Origin of the sequence: Pseudomonas sp. St290, from assembly GCF_018325805.1 — a bacterium.
Classification (GTDB): Bacteria; Pseudomonadota; Gammaproteobacteria; order Pseudomonadales; family Pseudomonadaceae; genus Aquipseudomonas; species Aquipseudomonas bijieensis.
This window is the reverse complement of sequence record NZ_AP014703.1, coordinates 5,771,832-5,786,384: the sequence shown is the minus strand read 5'-3', so window position 1 is coordinate 5,786,384 and position 14,553 is coordinate 5,771,832. Positions and strand designations below refer to the sequence as shown.

General features: G+C 60.9%; 11 protein-coding genes. 2 read left to right on the top strand and 9 right to left on the bottom strand.

Annotated features, from left to right (window positions below; all coding sequences use genetic code 11):
- Nucleotide 1: 1 nt before the first annotated feature.
- Nucleotides 2-1,702: a type IV-A pilus assembly ATPase PilB gene (gene pilB / locus PBDP_RS25305; RefSeq protein WP_109756360.1), complete on the bottom strand. Its 1,701-nt coding sequence runs from the start codon at nt 1,700-1,702 to the stop codon at nt 2-4.
- A gap of 223 nt (nt 1,703-1,925) precedes the next feature.
- Between pilB and PBDP_RS25300 the strand changes: the two genes are divergently transcribed.
- Both PBDP_RS25300 and PBDP_RS25295 read left to right on the top strand, forming a co-directional pair.
- Entirely contained in the window at nt 1,926-2,336 is a 411-nt protein-coding gene (locus tag PBDP_RS25300) for a pilin (protein WP_109756404.1), read from the top strand.
- 267 nt (nt 2,337-2,603) lie between these two features.
- A complete protein-coding gene (locus tag PBDP_RS25295; protein WP_109756359.1) occupies nt 2,604-2,957 on the top strand; it encodes a BON domain-containing protein in 354 nt (117 codons plus the stop codon).
- 311 nt (nt 2,958-3,268) lie between these two features.
- Here PBDP_RS25295 and PBDP_RS25290 read toward each other — a convergent pair whose 3' ends face one another.
- From PBDP_RS25290 to folK, 8 genes are all read right to left on the bottom strand, one after another.
- The gene (locus tag PBDP_RS25290) at nt 3,269-3,565 is read right to left on the bottom strand and encodes a DUF2845 domain-containing protein (protein ID WP_109756358.1); all 297 of its coding nucleotides are present in this window, start codon (nt 3,563-3,565) and stop codon (nt 3,269-3,271) included.
- Entirely contained in the window at nt 3,566-6,499 is a 2,934-nt protein-coding gene (locus PBDP_RS25285) for a DUF748 domain-containing protein (RefSeq protein WP_212801465.1), read from the bottom strand.
- 121 nt (nt 6,500-6,620) lie between these two features.
- A complete protein-coding gene (locus tag PBDP_RS25280) occupies nt 6,621-7,637 on the bottom strand; it encodes a class I SAM-dependent rRNA methyltransferase (protein WP_212801464.1) in 1,017 nt (338 codons plus the stop codon).
- A gap of 200 nt (nt 7,638-7,837) precedes the next feature.
- The gene (acs, locus tag PBDP_RS25275) at nt 7,838-9,775 is read right to left on the bottom strand and encodes an acetate--CoA ligase (protein ID WP_212801463.1); all 1,938 of its coding nucleotides are present in this window, start codon (nt 9,773-9,775) and stop codon (nt 7,838-7,840) included.
- A gap of 224 nt (nt 9,776-9,999) precedes the next feature.
- Nucleotides 10,000-11,664: a glucose-6-phosphate isomerase gene (gene pgi / locus PBDP_RS25270; RefSeq protein WP_212801462.1), complete on the bottom strand. Its 1,665-nt coding sequence runs from the start codon at nt 11,662-11,664 to the stop codon at nt 10,000-10,002.
- Nucleotides 11,665-12,041: 377 nt separating this feature from the next.
- A complete protein-coding gene (gene panC / locus PBDP_RS25265) occupies nt 12,042-12,902 on the bottom strand; it encodes a pantoate--beta-alanine ligase (protein WP_212801461.1) in 861 nt (286 codons plus the stop codon).
- Nucleotides 12,899-13,699, bottom strand: coding sequence for a 3-methyl-2-oxobutanoate hydroxymethyltransferase (gene panB / locus PBDP_RS25260; protein WP_116833467.1), 801 nt, complete (start codon nt 13,697-13,699; stop codon nt 12,899-12,901). Before panB ends, panC begins: the two co-directional genes overlap by 4 nt.
- A 365-nt stretch (nt 13,700-14,064) precedes the next feature.
- Entirely contained in the window at nt 14,065-14,550 is a 486-nt protein-coding gene (gene folK, locus PBDP_RS25255; protein ID WP_109756352.1) for a 2-amino-4-hydroxy-6-hydroxymethyldihydropteridine diphosphokinase, read from the bottom strand.
- Nucleotides 14,551-14,553: the final 3 nt, after the last annotated feature.

Sequence of the window (14,553 nt, the reverse complement as noted above, 5' to 3'; positions counted from 1 at the left end):
TTCAATCCTTGGTGACCCGGTTGATTTCTTCGAGGCTGGTGACGCCCTGCATCACTTTGAGCAGCCCCGATGTACGCAGGTCATTGAAACCGTCCTTGCGCATTTGCAGATCGATTTCCAGCGAGTTGCCCTCGGCCATGATCAATCGCTGCAGCTCGGGCGTGTTCTTGACCACTTCGTAGACCCCCACGCGCCCTTTGTAACCATGGTTGCACTGTTCGCAACCGACCGGCTCATAGATCGTGAATGTGCCGATGCGTTCCCGGGGGAAGCCTTCCTTGAGCAAGGTCTCTTCGGGGATCTCGATGGCCTTCTTGCAGTGGTTGCACAACTTGCGCGCCAGCCGCTGGGCGATGATCAGGTGCACGGCGGTGGCGATGTTGAACCCTGGAATGCCCATGTTCTGCAGGCGGATCAGGGTTTCGGCGGCGCTGTTGGTGTGCAGTGTGGAGAGCACCAGGTGCCCGGTCTGGGCGGCCTTGATGGCAATCTCGGCGGTTTCCAGGTCGCGGATCTCGCCGACCATGATCACGTCCGGGTCCTGGCGCAGGAACGAACGCAGGGCCTGGGCGAAATCCAGCCCCTGGCGTGGGTTCACGTTGACCTGGTTGATGCCTTCCATGTTGATCTCCACCGGGTCTTCAGCGGTGGAAATGTTGATGTCCACGGTGTTGAGGATATTCAGCCCGGTGTACAGCGATACGGTCTTGCCCGAGCCGGTCGGCCCGGTCACCAGGATCAGCCCTTGCGGTTGCTTGAGGGCCGCCATGTACAGGTCTTTCTGGTCCGGTTCGTAGCCCAGGGCATCGATGCCCATTTGCGCGCTGGACGGGTCGAGGATCCGGATCACCACTTTTTCGCCCCAGAGGGTGGGCAGGGTGTTGACCCGGAAATCGATGGATTTGCTTTTCGACAGGCGCATTTTCAGGCGTCCGTCCTGGGGTTTGCGTCGTTCGGAAATATCGAGGCTGGCCATGACTTTCAGGCGCGCGGCGATACGGTTGGCCAGTTGGATCGGCGGCCTGGCGACTTCCCGCAGCATGCCGTCGGTGCGCACCCGCACCCGGTAGATTTTTTCATAGGGCTCGAAGTGCAGGTCGGAAGAGCCGCCCTTGATCGCGTCCAGCAGCATCTTGTTGACGAAGCGCACCACGGGCGCGTCGTCGGTGTCCTGGCCGGCGATGGAATCCTGTTTGGTATCGTCGATCGATTCGATGTCCAGGCCATCGAGGTCGACATCGCCCATGCCTTCCAGGCCTGTGCTACTGGATTCGAAGAACTTTTCGATGGCGTCGCTGAGCTTGTCGTCCTCCACCAGGATGGCTTCGGTGGTCAGGCCGGTGCTGAACTGGATGTCATTGATGGCCTGGTGATTGGTGGGGTCGGAGATGCCCACGAACAATTTGTTGCCTCGTCGCCACAGCGGCAGGGCGTGATGCTGGCGCACCAGTTTTTCGCTGACCAGGCCTGTGGGCTGGGTTTCCTTGTCCAGGCTGTTGAGGTCGAGTAGGGCGACGCCGAAGTGCTCCGAGGCGATTTCCGCGACCTGGCGGCTCTGGACCAGTTTGTTCTGTACCAGATAACTGACCAGGGGTATGCGACTGCGCTGGGCCTGTTGATACGCCTGTTGCGCGCTTTGCTCGGTGAGCAGTTCGGCCAGTACCAATTGCTTGGTCAGGCCGCTGAGGGCGATGTCATTCATGGGAATCCCGGCGGCGAACAGTTCATGACTTATAGCCTAGTCAAGCATCGACGCCAAACCAGCGAGCCAGGGTGACAAAAAACGTCAGATAGTGCGGTTGTTGAGGTAGGACGTAGCCGTTGAGCTGGTTGAAACCCCTTGCTCATGGGGTTGCCGGGTTGGCATGTGCCCTGCAATGGCCGTTTCAGGTCATGAGATTCCGACTCATGCATGGGAGATGTCTATGAATAAGCAGAGTGGCTTTACCTTGATCGAGCTGCTGATCGTCGTGGCGATCATCGGCATTCTGGCGACCTTTGCGTTGCCGCAATATTCCAAGTACCAGGCGCGAGCCAAGGCAACGGCCGGGCTGGGGGAAATCTCTGCGTTGAAGGTGCCGTACGAGGACATGATGAATCAGGGTACTAGCCCGACAGCAGCCAACATGAACATCACGACGCCTACCAGCAACTGCGCAATCGCAGTCACGGGTACTGCGTCGGCAGGTACGGGTACCATCGTTTGTACCCTCTCGAATGCTCCTGCTGCCGTAGCGGGTAAGACGATAACCTTAAGTCGTGATGCCGCCGGCGCCTGGACATGCGCCTCTAACGCTGCCAAGGAATTCCTGCCGGCTGGCTGCCCTGGCGTCTGATTTTCATTGTTGGGGAGGGGGCGCTCCCTCTCCCCATAAACCCTTCGTAATTCATAAACTTAGCAACCGCTCAAAACCCGCAAGTTGCATGTCCAGAATCACCGCTTCATGCATTTTGCATGATCACGAAAATCGCCGCTTCGCTTAACTTGCTGATTTATAAGCAATTAATAAATATTTCAAAAGTGGCACAGCCTTCGCACTACTCCTGATAACCCTGCCGGGATGCACGTCCGGCAGTTTTTGAGAAAAACAGGAGTTACTCGTATGAAGAAGTTCGCTATCACTGCCGCCGCTGCTACCGCTCTGACCCTGTCCATGGCTAGCGCATTCGCCGAGACCACTCAAGCAACTCAGGCGCCAATGATGCTGGCTGCGGGCGAAGTGACAGAGGCCAAGGAAGACGTTTCCGATACCTGGATCACCACCAAGGTCAAAGCTGATCTGGTCACTGAAAAAGGCATTCCAGGCACAGATATCAAAGTCGAAACCAACAAAGGTGTTGTGTCCCTGTCTTCGATGACCAAAGTCACTGATGCACAAAAAGACACCGCTGTGGCGATCGCCAAGAAAATCAAAGGCGTCAAGGCCGTATCGGCTGACGGCCTGAAAGCCGAGTAAGGCTAAGACTTCTCGCCTGGACTGGGAGAAGGCGCGGCAAGCGGGCCAGGATATACGTTTGCCGTCGCTTTGGAGTTCATGCGAAAGGCCACAAGGATGTGGCCATTACAGGCCTCCGGCATTCGTGTCGGGGGCCTGTTCTATTTCAGGGTGGCTCAATCTGTGGGTCAGACTCAGGCACCAGGCTGTTGCCATCGCGAGCAGGCTCGCTCCCACATTGGATTGCGTTCTTCCTGAAAGAACTCGATCACCTGTGGGAGCGAGCCTGCTCGCGATGGCGGCGGTACTTCAACACATATGGATGGACAAGCTCAGCGCCCACGCTTGCTGGTAATCTGCACCAGCCGATTGCCCTCGAAACGCAGGTACTGATACATGCCGCTGTTGGGGCCGTAGGTCCATTCTTCCACCGGGTATTCCTCCCGGCGATTGACGCTGCGCTTATAGCCCAGGTCATCCCGCGCCGCAGGCTCCCCGCACTTTTGCAGCACTTCGCTCGAGCGGTCGCCGACGCTGATCAACTGGTTGCCACAGCGCAGTGTGTTGGCAGCCGAGGCCTGGCCGGCGGCGAGCAATAGAACCAGGCTGAGCCCGAACCAGGTTTTCATTTATTCGGCATCCAGGTGCATAGGGGTAATCACTCGGCCATCGCTCTCGGCCTGGCCGAGGCTGGCGTCGATGAAATACACGCGGTCGTCGGCCAGTTGCCCTTTGTCCACCAGGAAGTCCTTGATACTGCTGGCCCGTTCCTGTCCAAGTTGGCGCAGGAGCACGTCACTGCCACTCCAGAACTTGATCACGCCTTCACGCAGTTTCTCGATACGCGCCTTTTTGTCCAGTTGCGTCCATTCGGCGGGCGGCTGGGTCTTGAGGCGGGTGCGGTAGATGCCTTCGAGCAGTGGTGGTTTTTCATCCTCGGGCACCTGTATCAGCGAGGCCTGGGCCGGTACCTTGTCGCCCCGACGCTGCAGCATCTTGTAGTAGTTGTACTGGTACTCGCGCTCCAGGCGCTGGGCGGCGAGCAGCGGGCCGTCGCTGCTCTCGGCGGCGGTGCCTTCGATCTCCAGGCGCAGCTCCGGACGTTTACCCAGGGCCTCGGACAGCTTGAGCAGTACACCTTCGTTTTCCTTGCTCAGATCGCTGGAGCCGGGAGCGAACGACACACTGCCCAGGTCCTCAGAACCGCCACCGGCTACCAATCCGCCAATGAGCTTGAACGGCGCCTGGGCCGCTCGTACCAGCAGGTTGCGCAGGGTCTGCCAGATGATTGGCATGACGCTGAATTGCGGATCGTTGAGATCGCCGGACACCGGCAGTTCGATGGAAATCTTGCCGTCGGAGTCCTTCAGCAGTGCGACGGCCAACTTGAGTGGCAGGCTCACGGCATCCGGGCTGTCGACTTTTTCCCCCAATTGCAGTTGCTCGACCACCACCTTGTTCTCCGCCTGGAGCTTGCCCTGGGTGATCCGGTAATGAAGGTCGAGATTGAGTCGGCCCTTGCGGATGCGATAGCCAGCGAACTTGCCGGAGTAGGGGGTCAGGGTGGTCAACTCGACCCGTTTGAAGCTGGTGGCGATGTCGAGGCTGGCCATCGGGTCGAAGGGGTTGACCGCACCCTTGATGGTGACCGGTGCATAGCGATCGACCTTGCCCTTGATGTCCACGCTGGCCGGTTTGGCCTGGCGGCTGTCGATGGTGCCGATCTGGCCGTTGAGCTGCTGGATGGCCGTGGCGAAGTTCGGGGTCAGGCTGAAGTCGGCGAAGTTGGCCGAGCCGTCGTTAATGGCAATGCCGCCGATATGGATACCCAGCGGTTTTTCCTGGGAGGCCGGTTTTGCCGCGGTTTTCTTCGTGCCGCTGTCGGCCGGTTGTGGGATCAGCAGGTCATCGACGTTGGTGGTGCGGTCGTCGTTGATCATGAAGCGCGCGTACGGCTGGAACAGGTTGACCTTGTCGATGGACAGGCTGTCTCCGTGCTGATAGTTCAGGCCCTCGAGGACCAGGCTCTGCCACTTGAGGAAATCGCGGGTCTTGAGGGTGTCGAGGGTGTGCAACTGATCGACCTGGGCGCGACCGGTAACGGCGAATGCCAGCGGCTCGGTGCTCTTGAGATCCACCGCCAGGTCGCTGCCGAGCATCCCGGAGCGTAATTCCAGGCGAATGAATGGGTTGATGTACGACTGGGCAACACGCAGGTCGACGTCCTGGGTCTTGACCTTGAGCCGTGCGCTGATCGGGTTCAGGTTGACCTCGCCGTCGGCCAGGATCTTGCCCTGTTTGCCTATTCCGGTGTCCAGCTTGAGGGTAAAGGGCGAGCCGTTGAGAGTGTCGTAGTTCTGCAGGTCGAGGTTCAGCGGGCCGACCTCCAGTGCCACGGCGGGCTGCGCCTGGCGGTCGGCCAGGTGCACCTGGTAGTTGCGCAGTTGCACGTCCTTCAACATCACCTGCCACGGTTTGCTGGGCGGTGCCGGTTCAGCTTTTGGCGAATCGGCCGCTGCCGGGGCGGACGCCGGTTCAGCCTTGACCTGGGGTTTGGCCGGCTGGCTGGCGAAGAGTTTCTGCCAATCCAGTTGTCCGTCCGCCTCGCGTGCGGCCCAGGTTTCCAGCTTCTGGCTGCGGATCTTGCCCACCACCACTTGCTGCTTGGCCAGGTCCACCGTGGTTTCACTGACGTCCAGGCGTTCGAGTTTCACCAGTGGACGGCCATCGGGGGCCTTGATGGCGAAAGGTGCAACGCTGACGGCGACGTTGTTGAGCAACAACTCGGTGCCCTTGGCCAGGTTCAGCTTGTAGTCAGTGCTGAGGTTCAGGATGCCGTTTTCCAACACCAGCGGTACGGCGTCGCGCACATAGGGCCACCAGGCTTTCATCTGGCCACCAGTGACTTTGAGCGTGCCTTGGGAGGCGATCGGCGTGAGACTGAAATTACCGGTCCAGTCGATCTGCCCGCCTTCTGGGCCGGCGGCCACCAGGGTCATGTCGGCATTGTCGTCGGGCAGGGTGCTGAGATTTTTCAGCTCGAAATCGAGGGTATCGTAGAGAAATTCGATGGGCTCGCTGGGACGCAGGTCCTGGAAATGCACATAACCGCCGGCCAACTTGATGCGATCGACCCGCAGGGGGAACGGTTTGGCCTCGGGGTCGGCGGGCGTCGGTTCGCTCGCCGGCAGCTTGAACAGGCCCAGCAGGTTCAGTTGGCCGTCCTTGGTGAACACCACTTCGGTCTTGGGCTTGTCCAGCTCGATGTCGACTAGGTGCAGGGCGCCGGACCACAGGCTATCGAGTTGCAGGTTGGCGTAGAGCCGTTCGAAGCCGACCTGCTCCTTGCCCGGTTCGCCGATATTCAGGCCCCAGAGGGTGACTTCCAGACTGAAGGGATTGAGTTCTATACGCTGGATCTGGGCCGGCACCGTCGCAAGGGCGGCCAATTGCTGGTTGGCGATGCGCAAGGCAATGCCCGGCAATATCAGGAAACCCAACAGGCTGTAGAGGGCCAGTGCGGTCAACAGAGCGCCGATAGCGCGAATCAATCCTTTGGGCATGTGCGGCTTCATCTTGGTGTGAATTCGGAATGCCTTGGAGTATGGCATGCGTTTACGGTTCCGAAGCCACTGTGATTTATGAGATTTGTCTGGTTTTCTCGGTAAGAATTTCGACGCGGGCCTAGAGCTGGAGGATCAACGTCTTGAGCGGCGGTTGCTGATCCAGCGAGGGGAAATCGCTGCCAGGCGTCAGCACGCTCCATTCACGCACCGGCCGGCCAGCCTTTTCCGCGCAACGCAACACCTGCTCGCGCCAGTCGTCCATGGACACTTTTGCCAGGTTGTTGCAGCAGATCAGTACGCCATTGTCGGCGGTGGTGAGCAGCGCCGGTTTCAGCAAGCTTTGGTAGTCACGCAACAGGTCGACGGTGCCAAATGCACTTTTCGCCCAGGCCGGTGGGTCGAGCAGCACCAGGTCGTACTGGCGTTGCTCCAGGCGCGCGTAGCTTGGCAGTTTCTGCCCGCGACGCTGGCTGATGGGCAGGCCGGCCAGTTGGCGGATCGCCGGGAAGTAATCCGACTGCACGAATTCCATCGGCGGCAAATCGGGGTTGAGCAGGCCGTTTTCGCGGCCCACCGCCAGGTTGCCTTCGGCGAAGTCCAGGTTGCACACCTCCCGCGCGCCACCGGCCGCAGCGCTCAGGCCGACGCCACAGGTGTAGGCGAACAGGTTCAACACGCTTTTGCCACGGCTGTGTGCCTTGACCCAGCCCCGAGCGTTGCGCAGGTCGAGAAACAGCAAGGGATCCTGCCCGGCATGGCGGCCGCGAACGCGATAATTCAAGCCCCATTCATGCCCGACCAGGTCTTGCAGGGCGGCCTCGTCCGCCTGATAGACCGTGTCCTGGCGGTCGATGCGCGAATTGCCCCGGGCGCGGTCGTTGTAGACCAACAAGGTTTCCAGGCCCAGCCATTCGTTGACGATGCCATGCAGTTGCAGCAGGTCGTCGCGCTCCAGTGATTGATGGAAGCTCTGCACCAGCAGTTGCGGGCCGTAGCGGTCGACGGTCAGGCCGGGCGCGCCTTCCTGGCTGCCGTGGAACAGGCGATAGCAATCGGTGCCTTGCTCATGCAATTGGCCAAGCAGTTCCTGACGCTGGTCGAGGGCGGCGCGCAGCGCCTGATTCAAGGAAGACATGCTGGGCGCGCCTTTGAGAAATGAGGCGCGGGAGTTTAGCAGTTATGAAAGATCGGGTTTGAGGTTGCATCAGGCTGCGAACCCGATACGGTCCCGTGGCGAGGGAGCTTGCTCCCGCTGGGCTGCGCAGCGGCCCTATGATTTTTGGGAGTGCTACGCACTCCAGCGGGAGCAAGCTCCCTCGCCACAGGTTCTTGTGCTTATCGATTCAAGCGCTTGTCGATCAGCCCCTCCACCACACTCGGATCGGCCAGGGTCGAGGTATCGCCGAGGCTGTCGAGCTCATTGCAGGCGATCTTGCGCAGGATGCGCCGCATGATCTTGCCCGAACGGGTCTTGGGCAGCGCTGGCGCCCACTGGATCAGTTCCGGCTTGGCGAAGCTGCCGATTTCCTTGCTGACGTGGGCCAGCAACTCCTTCTTCAACTCGTCATTGGCCTGCACACCGTTCATCGGCGTGACGAAAGCATAGATGCCCTGGCCCTTGAGGTCGTGGGGGTAGCCGACGACCGCCGCTTCGGCAATGCTGTCGTGCAGCACCAGGGCGCTCTCCACCTCGGCGGTGCCAATGCGATGCCCGGAGACGTTGATCACATCGTCGATGCGCCCGGTGATCCAGTAATCGCCGTCCTCATCGCGGCGCGCCCCATCGCCGGTGAAGTAATAGCCGGGGTAGGGCTTGAAGTAGGTGTCGACCATGCGCTGGTGGTCGCCGAAGACGCTGCGAATCTGCCCTGGCCAGCTGGATTTGATCGCCAGTACACCGCTGCCGGCGCCGCTGATTTCCTTGCCCACCTCATCCAGCAAGACCGGTTGTACGCCGAACATTGGCCGGGTGGCGCAGCCGGGCTTGAGCCGTGGCGCGCTCACCAAGGGGCTGAGCATGATGCCGCCGGTTTCGGTCTGCCACCAGGTATCGACAATCGGGCAGCGCTGTTCGCCGACCGCGTTGAAGTACCATTCCCACGCCTCCGGGTTGATCGGCTCACCGACACTGCCGAGCAATCGTAGGCTTTTGCGCGACGTTTCCTGCAGCGGTCCGGTGCCTTCGCGCATCAAGGCCCGCAGTGCGGTGGGTGCGGTATAGAAGATGTTGACCTGATGTTTGTCGATCACCTGCCAGAAACGCGAACTGCTGGGGTGGCTCGGCACGCCTTCGAAGATCAGCGTGGTGGCGCCGTTGGCCAACGGGCCGTAGACGATGTAACTGTGGCCGGTGACCCAGCCGACGTCGGCGGTGCACCAGAACACTTCGTTGTCGCGGTAATCGAGCACGTACTTGAACGTCATCGCCGCTTGCAGCAAATAGCCGCCCGTGGTGTGCAGCACGCCCTTGGGTTTGCCGGTGCTGCCGGAGGTGTAGAGGATGAACAGCGGATCCTCGGCATCCATCGGTTCGGGTGGGCAGTCGTCGCTCATCTCGTGCATGGCCTCGTGGTACCAGAGGTCACGCCCTTCAACCCAGTCCACGTCGCCCTGGGTGCGCTCGACCACCAGCACGGTGCTGACGTTCGGACAGCTTTCCAGGGCTTTGTCGACGTTGCGCTTGAGCGGTATGAAGCGCCCGCCGCGCACACCCTCGTCGGCGGTGATCACGGTGCGGCAATCGGCATCGAGAATTCGGTCACGCAGCGAATCCGGCGAAAAACCGCCGAACACCACCGAATGCACCGCGCCGATGCGGGTGCAGGCGAGCATGGCGTAGGCGGCTTCCGGAATCATCGGCATGTAGATGCAGACCCGGTCGCCTTTCCTCACCCCACGGCTTTTCAGCACGTTGGCCAGGCGGCTCACATGATTGTGAAGTTTCCTGTAAGTGATTTGCGCCGATTCGGCGGGGTCGTCGCCTTCCCAGATGATCGCGACCTGGTCACCGCGGGTGTCCAGGTGGCGGTCGATGCAATTGGCGCTGACGTTCAGCTTGCCGCCGGCGAACCAGGTCGCGTCGCCGTTCTTGAGGTCATAGCGCTGAACGGTTTGCCAGGGCGTCATCCAGTCGAGAAAGCGCGTGGCCTGCTCGGCCCAGAAGGCGCTGGGGTGTTCGATGGATTCTTTGTAGAGCCGCTGGTATTCGTCTTGACTCAGTTGCGCAGCCCGGCGGACGGCATCGGCGTGGGGGTACTGGCTGATATCGAACATGACGGTTCCTTATTCTTGTTTTTGCGACAAGTCATAAAGATGCGCCCAGTAGCGGGAGGGTTCAAGTCATGTACAAAGCAACTGTGGGAGCGAGCTTGGTGGGGGCAAAGTTTGCTCGCGATGACGTCGTCACATTCAACGGATAGGTTGATGTCAGACCGCTATCGCGAGCAAGCTTTGCTCCCACCAAGCCCGCTCCCACAGGGGGAGTGAAAACCCAGGGATCAGCCGCGATGACGCCCGCGGAAGTAGTTGATCAGGCCTTGGGTCGAGGCATCTTCGGCCGGGCTTTCTTCGCTGCCCACCAGGCGGTTGTAGACGCCCTTGCCCAGTTCCTTGCCCAGTTCCACGCCCCATTGGTCGAAGGCGTTGATGCCCCAGACCACGCTCTGCACGAACACCTTGTGTTCATACAGCGCCACCAATGCGCCGAGGCGCCGTGGGCTGATGCGTTCGACCACCAGGGTATTGCTCGGACGGTTGCCGGGGATCACCTTGTGGGAGGCCAGTTTCTGCACCTCTTCTTCGCTGGCGCCCTTGTCCCGCAGTTCGGCTTCGGCTTCGGCGCGGGTCTTGCCGAGCATCAGCGCCTGGCTCTGGGACAGGCAGTTGGCGTACAGCCACTGGTGGTGATCGGAAACCGGGTTGAAGCTGACGATCGGCACGATGAAGTCGGCCGGGATCAACTGGGTGCCTTGGTGCAGCAACTGGTGATAGGCGTGCTGGCCGTTGCAACCGACGCCGCCCCAGATCACCGGGCCCGTGTCGGTCGACACCGGCGTGCCGTCCTGGCGCACGCTCTTGCCGTTGGACTCCATGTCCAGTTGCTGCAAGTGCTTGGTGATGTTGCGCAGGTAATGGTCGTACGGCAGGATCGCGTGGCTCTGCGCGCCCCAGAAGTTGCCGTACCACACGCCCAGCAGTGCCAGGAGCACCGGCATGTTCTGCTCGAACGGTGCGCTCTGGAAATGCTGGTCCATGGAATAGGCCCCGGACAGCAACTCCTTGAAGTTCGACATGCCGATGGCCAGGGCGATCGGCAGGCCGATGGCCGACCACAGCGAGTAGCGCCCGCCGACCCAGTCCCACATCGGGAAGATGTTTTCTTCGCGAATACCGAAGGCCACGGCGGCGGCGTTGTTGCTCGACACGGCGATAAAGTGGCGATACAGCTCCGCTTCGGAACCGCCCTGGGCCAGATACCAGGCGCGGGCGGCCTGGGCGTTCTTCAGGGTTTCGAGGGTGTTGAAGGATTTCGACGAAACGATGAACAGCGTGGTTTCGGCGCGCAGCTTCATGGTCAGTTCATGGAATTCGCTGCCGTCGATGTTCGCCAGGTAGTGGCAACGAACGCCTTTTTGCGCGTAGGACAACAGCGCTTCGGACACCAGTTCCGGGCCGAGGAAAGAGCCGCCGATACCGATGTTCACCACGTCGGTGATGGGCTTTTCGGTGTAGCCGCGCCACAGGCCGTCGTGAATGCGGCCCACCAGGTCGGTGATCTGGTTCAGCACTTTATGTACGTCCGGCATCACGTTGACACCGTTGACCAGCAACTTGTCGCCCACTGGCCGACGCAGGGCGGTGTGCAAGGCAGGGCGGTTTTCCGAGGCGTTGACGATTTCGCCTTCGAACAGCGACTTGATTGCGCCCTTGAGGTCGACATCGTTGGCCAGGCCCACCAGCAGGTCGCGGGTCTGGGCGTTGATCAGGTTTTTCGAGTAGTCGAGAAACAGGCCGCAGCTCGACAGGGTGAATTGAGTGAAACGCTGCGGATCGGCATTGAACGCTTCGCGCATGCTGAAATCCTGCATGGCTTTGCGGTGGTCATTCAGCGCTTGCCAGGCTGGCAGAGCGGTCACGTCATGAGGGGTTCGGTAATACGCCATCGCTGCGGGTTTCCTTTTTACTTGAACGACCTTTTGTACACTAAAAATTCCGACGCGGCTCGAGGTGGGCGTGCGGACACTGCGTCGACACGATCGCCGGACGCAGGGCGACTACAGTAAACCTCGCGTTGCGATCTGTCTTGACTTTGTAAGACCGGTTCCCGGTACTTTTTTATACAACGGGGGTGGGAAGGGGCCGACAGACGGAAACGCGATGAGGTCTTGCGGACAAACTGAGTTGTTGTGGGGGGGAGCCTTGTGGGAGCAAAGCTTGCTCGCGACGACGCGGTCACATTCAACACCTATGTCGACTATCAGACCGCTATCGCGAGCAAGCTTTGCTCCCACGGGCCTCCTCCCGCGGGGTGTGCGTTGGTTCAGGCGGGGGTGTCGAGGTCCAGGTGCAGGTTATCGATCAGGCGCGTGGTGCCCAAAAATGCAGCCACCAGAATCACCAGGTCGCGGTCCTCGCTCGACGCCGGACGCAGGGTCTTGGCGTGACGGATTTCCAGGTAATCGGGGCGCAGGCCAGCGGCTTCGAGTTGCTTGAGCTGCTCGCCGATCAGCGCCGGGAAGTCCCGTTGGCCCTGCCTGATCGCCTTGGCGATCTGGCTCAGGCTGCGGTAGACCACGGGTGCGACCGCGCGTTGCTCCGGGCTGAGGAAGCCGTTGCGCGACGACAGCGCCAGGCCGTCCTCGGCACGGACGGTCGGCTCGCCGATGATCTGGATCGGCATGTTCAAGTCATGGACCAGGGCGCGAATCACCGCCAGTTGCTGGAAGTCTTTCTGGCCAAACACCGCCAGGTCAGGCTGGACCATGTTGAACAGTTTGCTGACCACCGTCGCCACACCCTCGAAATGCCCTGGACGGCTGGCGCCGCACAAACCTTCGGACAATTGCGGGACGCTGACCCGGGTTTGTCCGGCCATGCCGTCGGGGTACATCTCTTCAACGCTGGGAGCGAACAGCAGATGGCAGCCGGCCTGGAGTAGTTTTTCCTGGTCGGCCGCCAGGGTGCGGGGGTATTTGTCCAGGTCTTCGCCGGCGCCGAATTGCAGCGGATTGACGAAAATGCTCGCCACCACGAAGTCGGCCCGTTGCGCAGCCTTGGTCACCAGCGCCATATGACCGCTGTGCAGGTTGCCCATGGTCGGTACGAAGGCGATGCGTTTGCCTTCGCCGCGGGCACGGGCCACGGCGGCCCGCAGTTCGCGTACGGTTTTGACGGTGTTCATGCGGAGAATCCGTGTTCAATGCCTGGGAAGGTGGCTGCCTTGACTTCAGCGACGTAGGCACCCAGGGCCGCCTGGATGGAGGTTTGCCCGGTCATGAAGTTCTTCACGAACTTGGGCACGCGACCGGTGATCGACAGCCCGAGCATGTCGTGCAGGACCAGCACCTGGCCGTCGGTGGCGCTACCGGCGCCGATCCCGATGACCGGGATCTTCACCGCCTGGGTGATTTCTTCAGCCAGTTCGCTGGGCACGCATTCAAGCAGCAACATCGCCGCGCCAGCCTGCTCCAGTGCAATGGCATCGGCGCGCATCTGCCGCGCCTGGTTTTCATTGCGGCCCTGGACTTTGTAGCCACCGAGGATGTTCACCGCTTGCGGGGTCAGGCCCAAGTGCGCGCACACCGGGATACCGCGCTCGGCCAGTAACCGAATCGAATCGGCCAGCCACAACGCGCCTTCGACCTTGACCATGTGGGCACCGGCCTGCATCAGCATGGCGCTGTTGGTCATGGTTTGTTCGAGGGTGGCGTAGGCCATGAACGGCAGGTCGGCGAGGATCAGTGCATCGGTGTTACCGCGTTTGACAGCGGCTACATGGTAGGCCATCTCGGCGGTGGTCACCGGCAGCGTGCTGTCGTGACCTTGCAGCACCATGCCGAGGGAATCGCCCACCAGCAACACTTCGACACCGGCCTCATTGCAGGCGTGGGCGAAGGTCGCGTCATAGCAGGTCAGCATGGCGATTTTCTCACCTTTTTGCTTGAGACCTTGCAGCGTGGTCAGGGTAATAGCTGGCATGAAAAAGTCCTCATTAGGCGCTCGTGAATTACTGCGAGTAACGCGCATGATTCGTCATTTATACAGGCGCACCCTCTATGCGTGGTGCTTGTAAGGCCTGGACTGCGCCCTTTAAACGCCGCGTTGGCGGCAACGGGACGCCTATAGTCGTGAGGAGCACTCGGGAAGTCAATTGGATGTGTTACCGCCGGGTGTTACCGGGGTTACTGATGCGTTTCAGCGTAGAGGGAGTGTCCCGGATCTGACTGTCCGGTACCGGATCCTGTGGGAGCGAGCCTGCTCGCGATAGCGGTGTGTCAGTCGACATATACATTGACTGATCCGCCGCTACCGCGAGCAGGCTCGCTCCCACAAGGGTATCTATGTCAGTTGGGAGGCAAGCGTTCCAGGCCGACGAATGGGCACGCCGCAAGCAGGTCCTTGAGCCGGCGCCCATCGGCCAGGCGCAGGTCGGCGGGCGCCAACTCGGCCAGTGGATACAGCACGAAGGCCCGGGCCTGCATGTGGTAATGGGGGACCTTGAGGCGGGGCTCGTCGATCAGGCGATCACCAAACAGCAGGATGTCCAGGTCCAGGGTGCGCGGGCCCCAGCGTTCGAGGCGTTCGCGACCCTGTCCGGTTTCGATGGCTTGCAGCGCATCGAGCAGATCCAACGGCGCCAGGTGGCTGTCCAGCGCCGCCACCGCGTTGGTATAGCGCGGCTGGCCGGGCAGCAGGGAATCGCTTTGATAAAACGCCGAGACCCCCACCAGTTGGGTCTCGGGCAATTGCGCCAGCGCCTGGACGGCACAGCGCAATTGTTCGGCGGGTTCGGCCAGGTTGCTGCCCATGCCGATGTAGATGCGTTCCATCGA

Coding starts and splice junctions, on each gene's coding strand:
- pilB (WP_109756360.1), bottom strand. CDS start 1,702: ATGAATGACATCGCCCTCAGCGGCCTGACCAAGCAATTGGTACTGGCC.
- PBDP_RS25300 (WP_109756404.1), top strand. CDS start 1,926: ATGAATAAGCAGAGTGGCTTTACCTTGATCGAGCTGCTGATCGTCGTG.
- PBDP_RS25295 (WP_109756359.1), top strand. CDS start 2,604: ATGAAGAAGTTCGCTATCACTGCCGCCGCTGCTACCGCTCTGACCCTG.
- PBDP_RS25290 (WP_109756358.1), bottom strand. CDS start 3,565: ATGAAAACCTGGTTCGGGCTCAGCCTGGTTCTATTGCTCGCCGCCGGC.
- PBDP_RS25285 (WP_212801465.1), bottom strand. CDS start 6,499: ATGCCCAAAGGATTGATTCGCGCTATCGGCGCTCTGTTGACCGCACTG.
- PBDP_RS25280 (WP_212801464.1), bottom strand. CDS start 7,637: ATGTCTTCCTTGAATCAGGCGCTGCGCGCCGCCCTCGACCAGCGTCAG.
- acs (WP_212801463.1), bottom strand. CDS start 9,775: ATGTTCGATATCAGCCAGTACCCCCACGCCGATGCCGTCCGCCGGGCT.
- pgi (WP_212801462.1), bottom strand. CDS start 11,664: ATGGCGTATTACCGAACCCCTCATGACGTGACCGCTCTGCCAGCCTGG.
- panC (WP_212801461.1), bottom strand. CDS start 12,902: ATGAACACCGTCAAAACCGTACGCGAACTGCGGGCCGCCGTGGCCCGT.
- panB (WP_116833467.1), bottom strand. CDS start 13,699: ATGCCAGCTATTACCCTGACCACGCTGCAAGGTCTCAAGCAAAAAGGT.
- folK (WP_109756352.1), bottom strand. CDS start 14,550: ATGGAACGCATCTACATCGGCATGGGCAGCAACCTGGCCGAACCCGCC.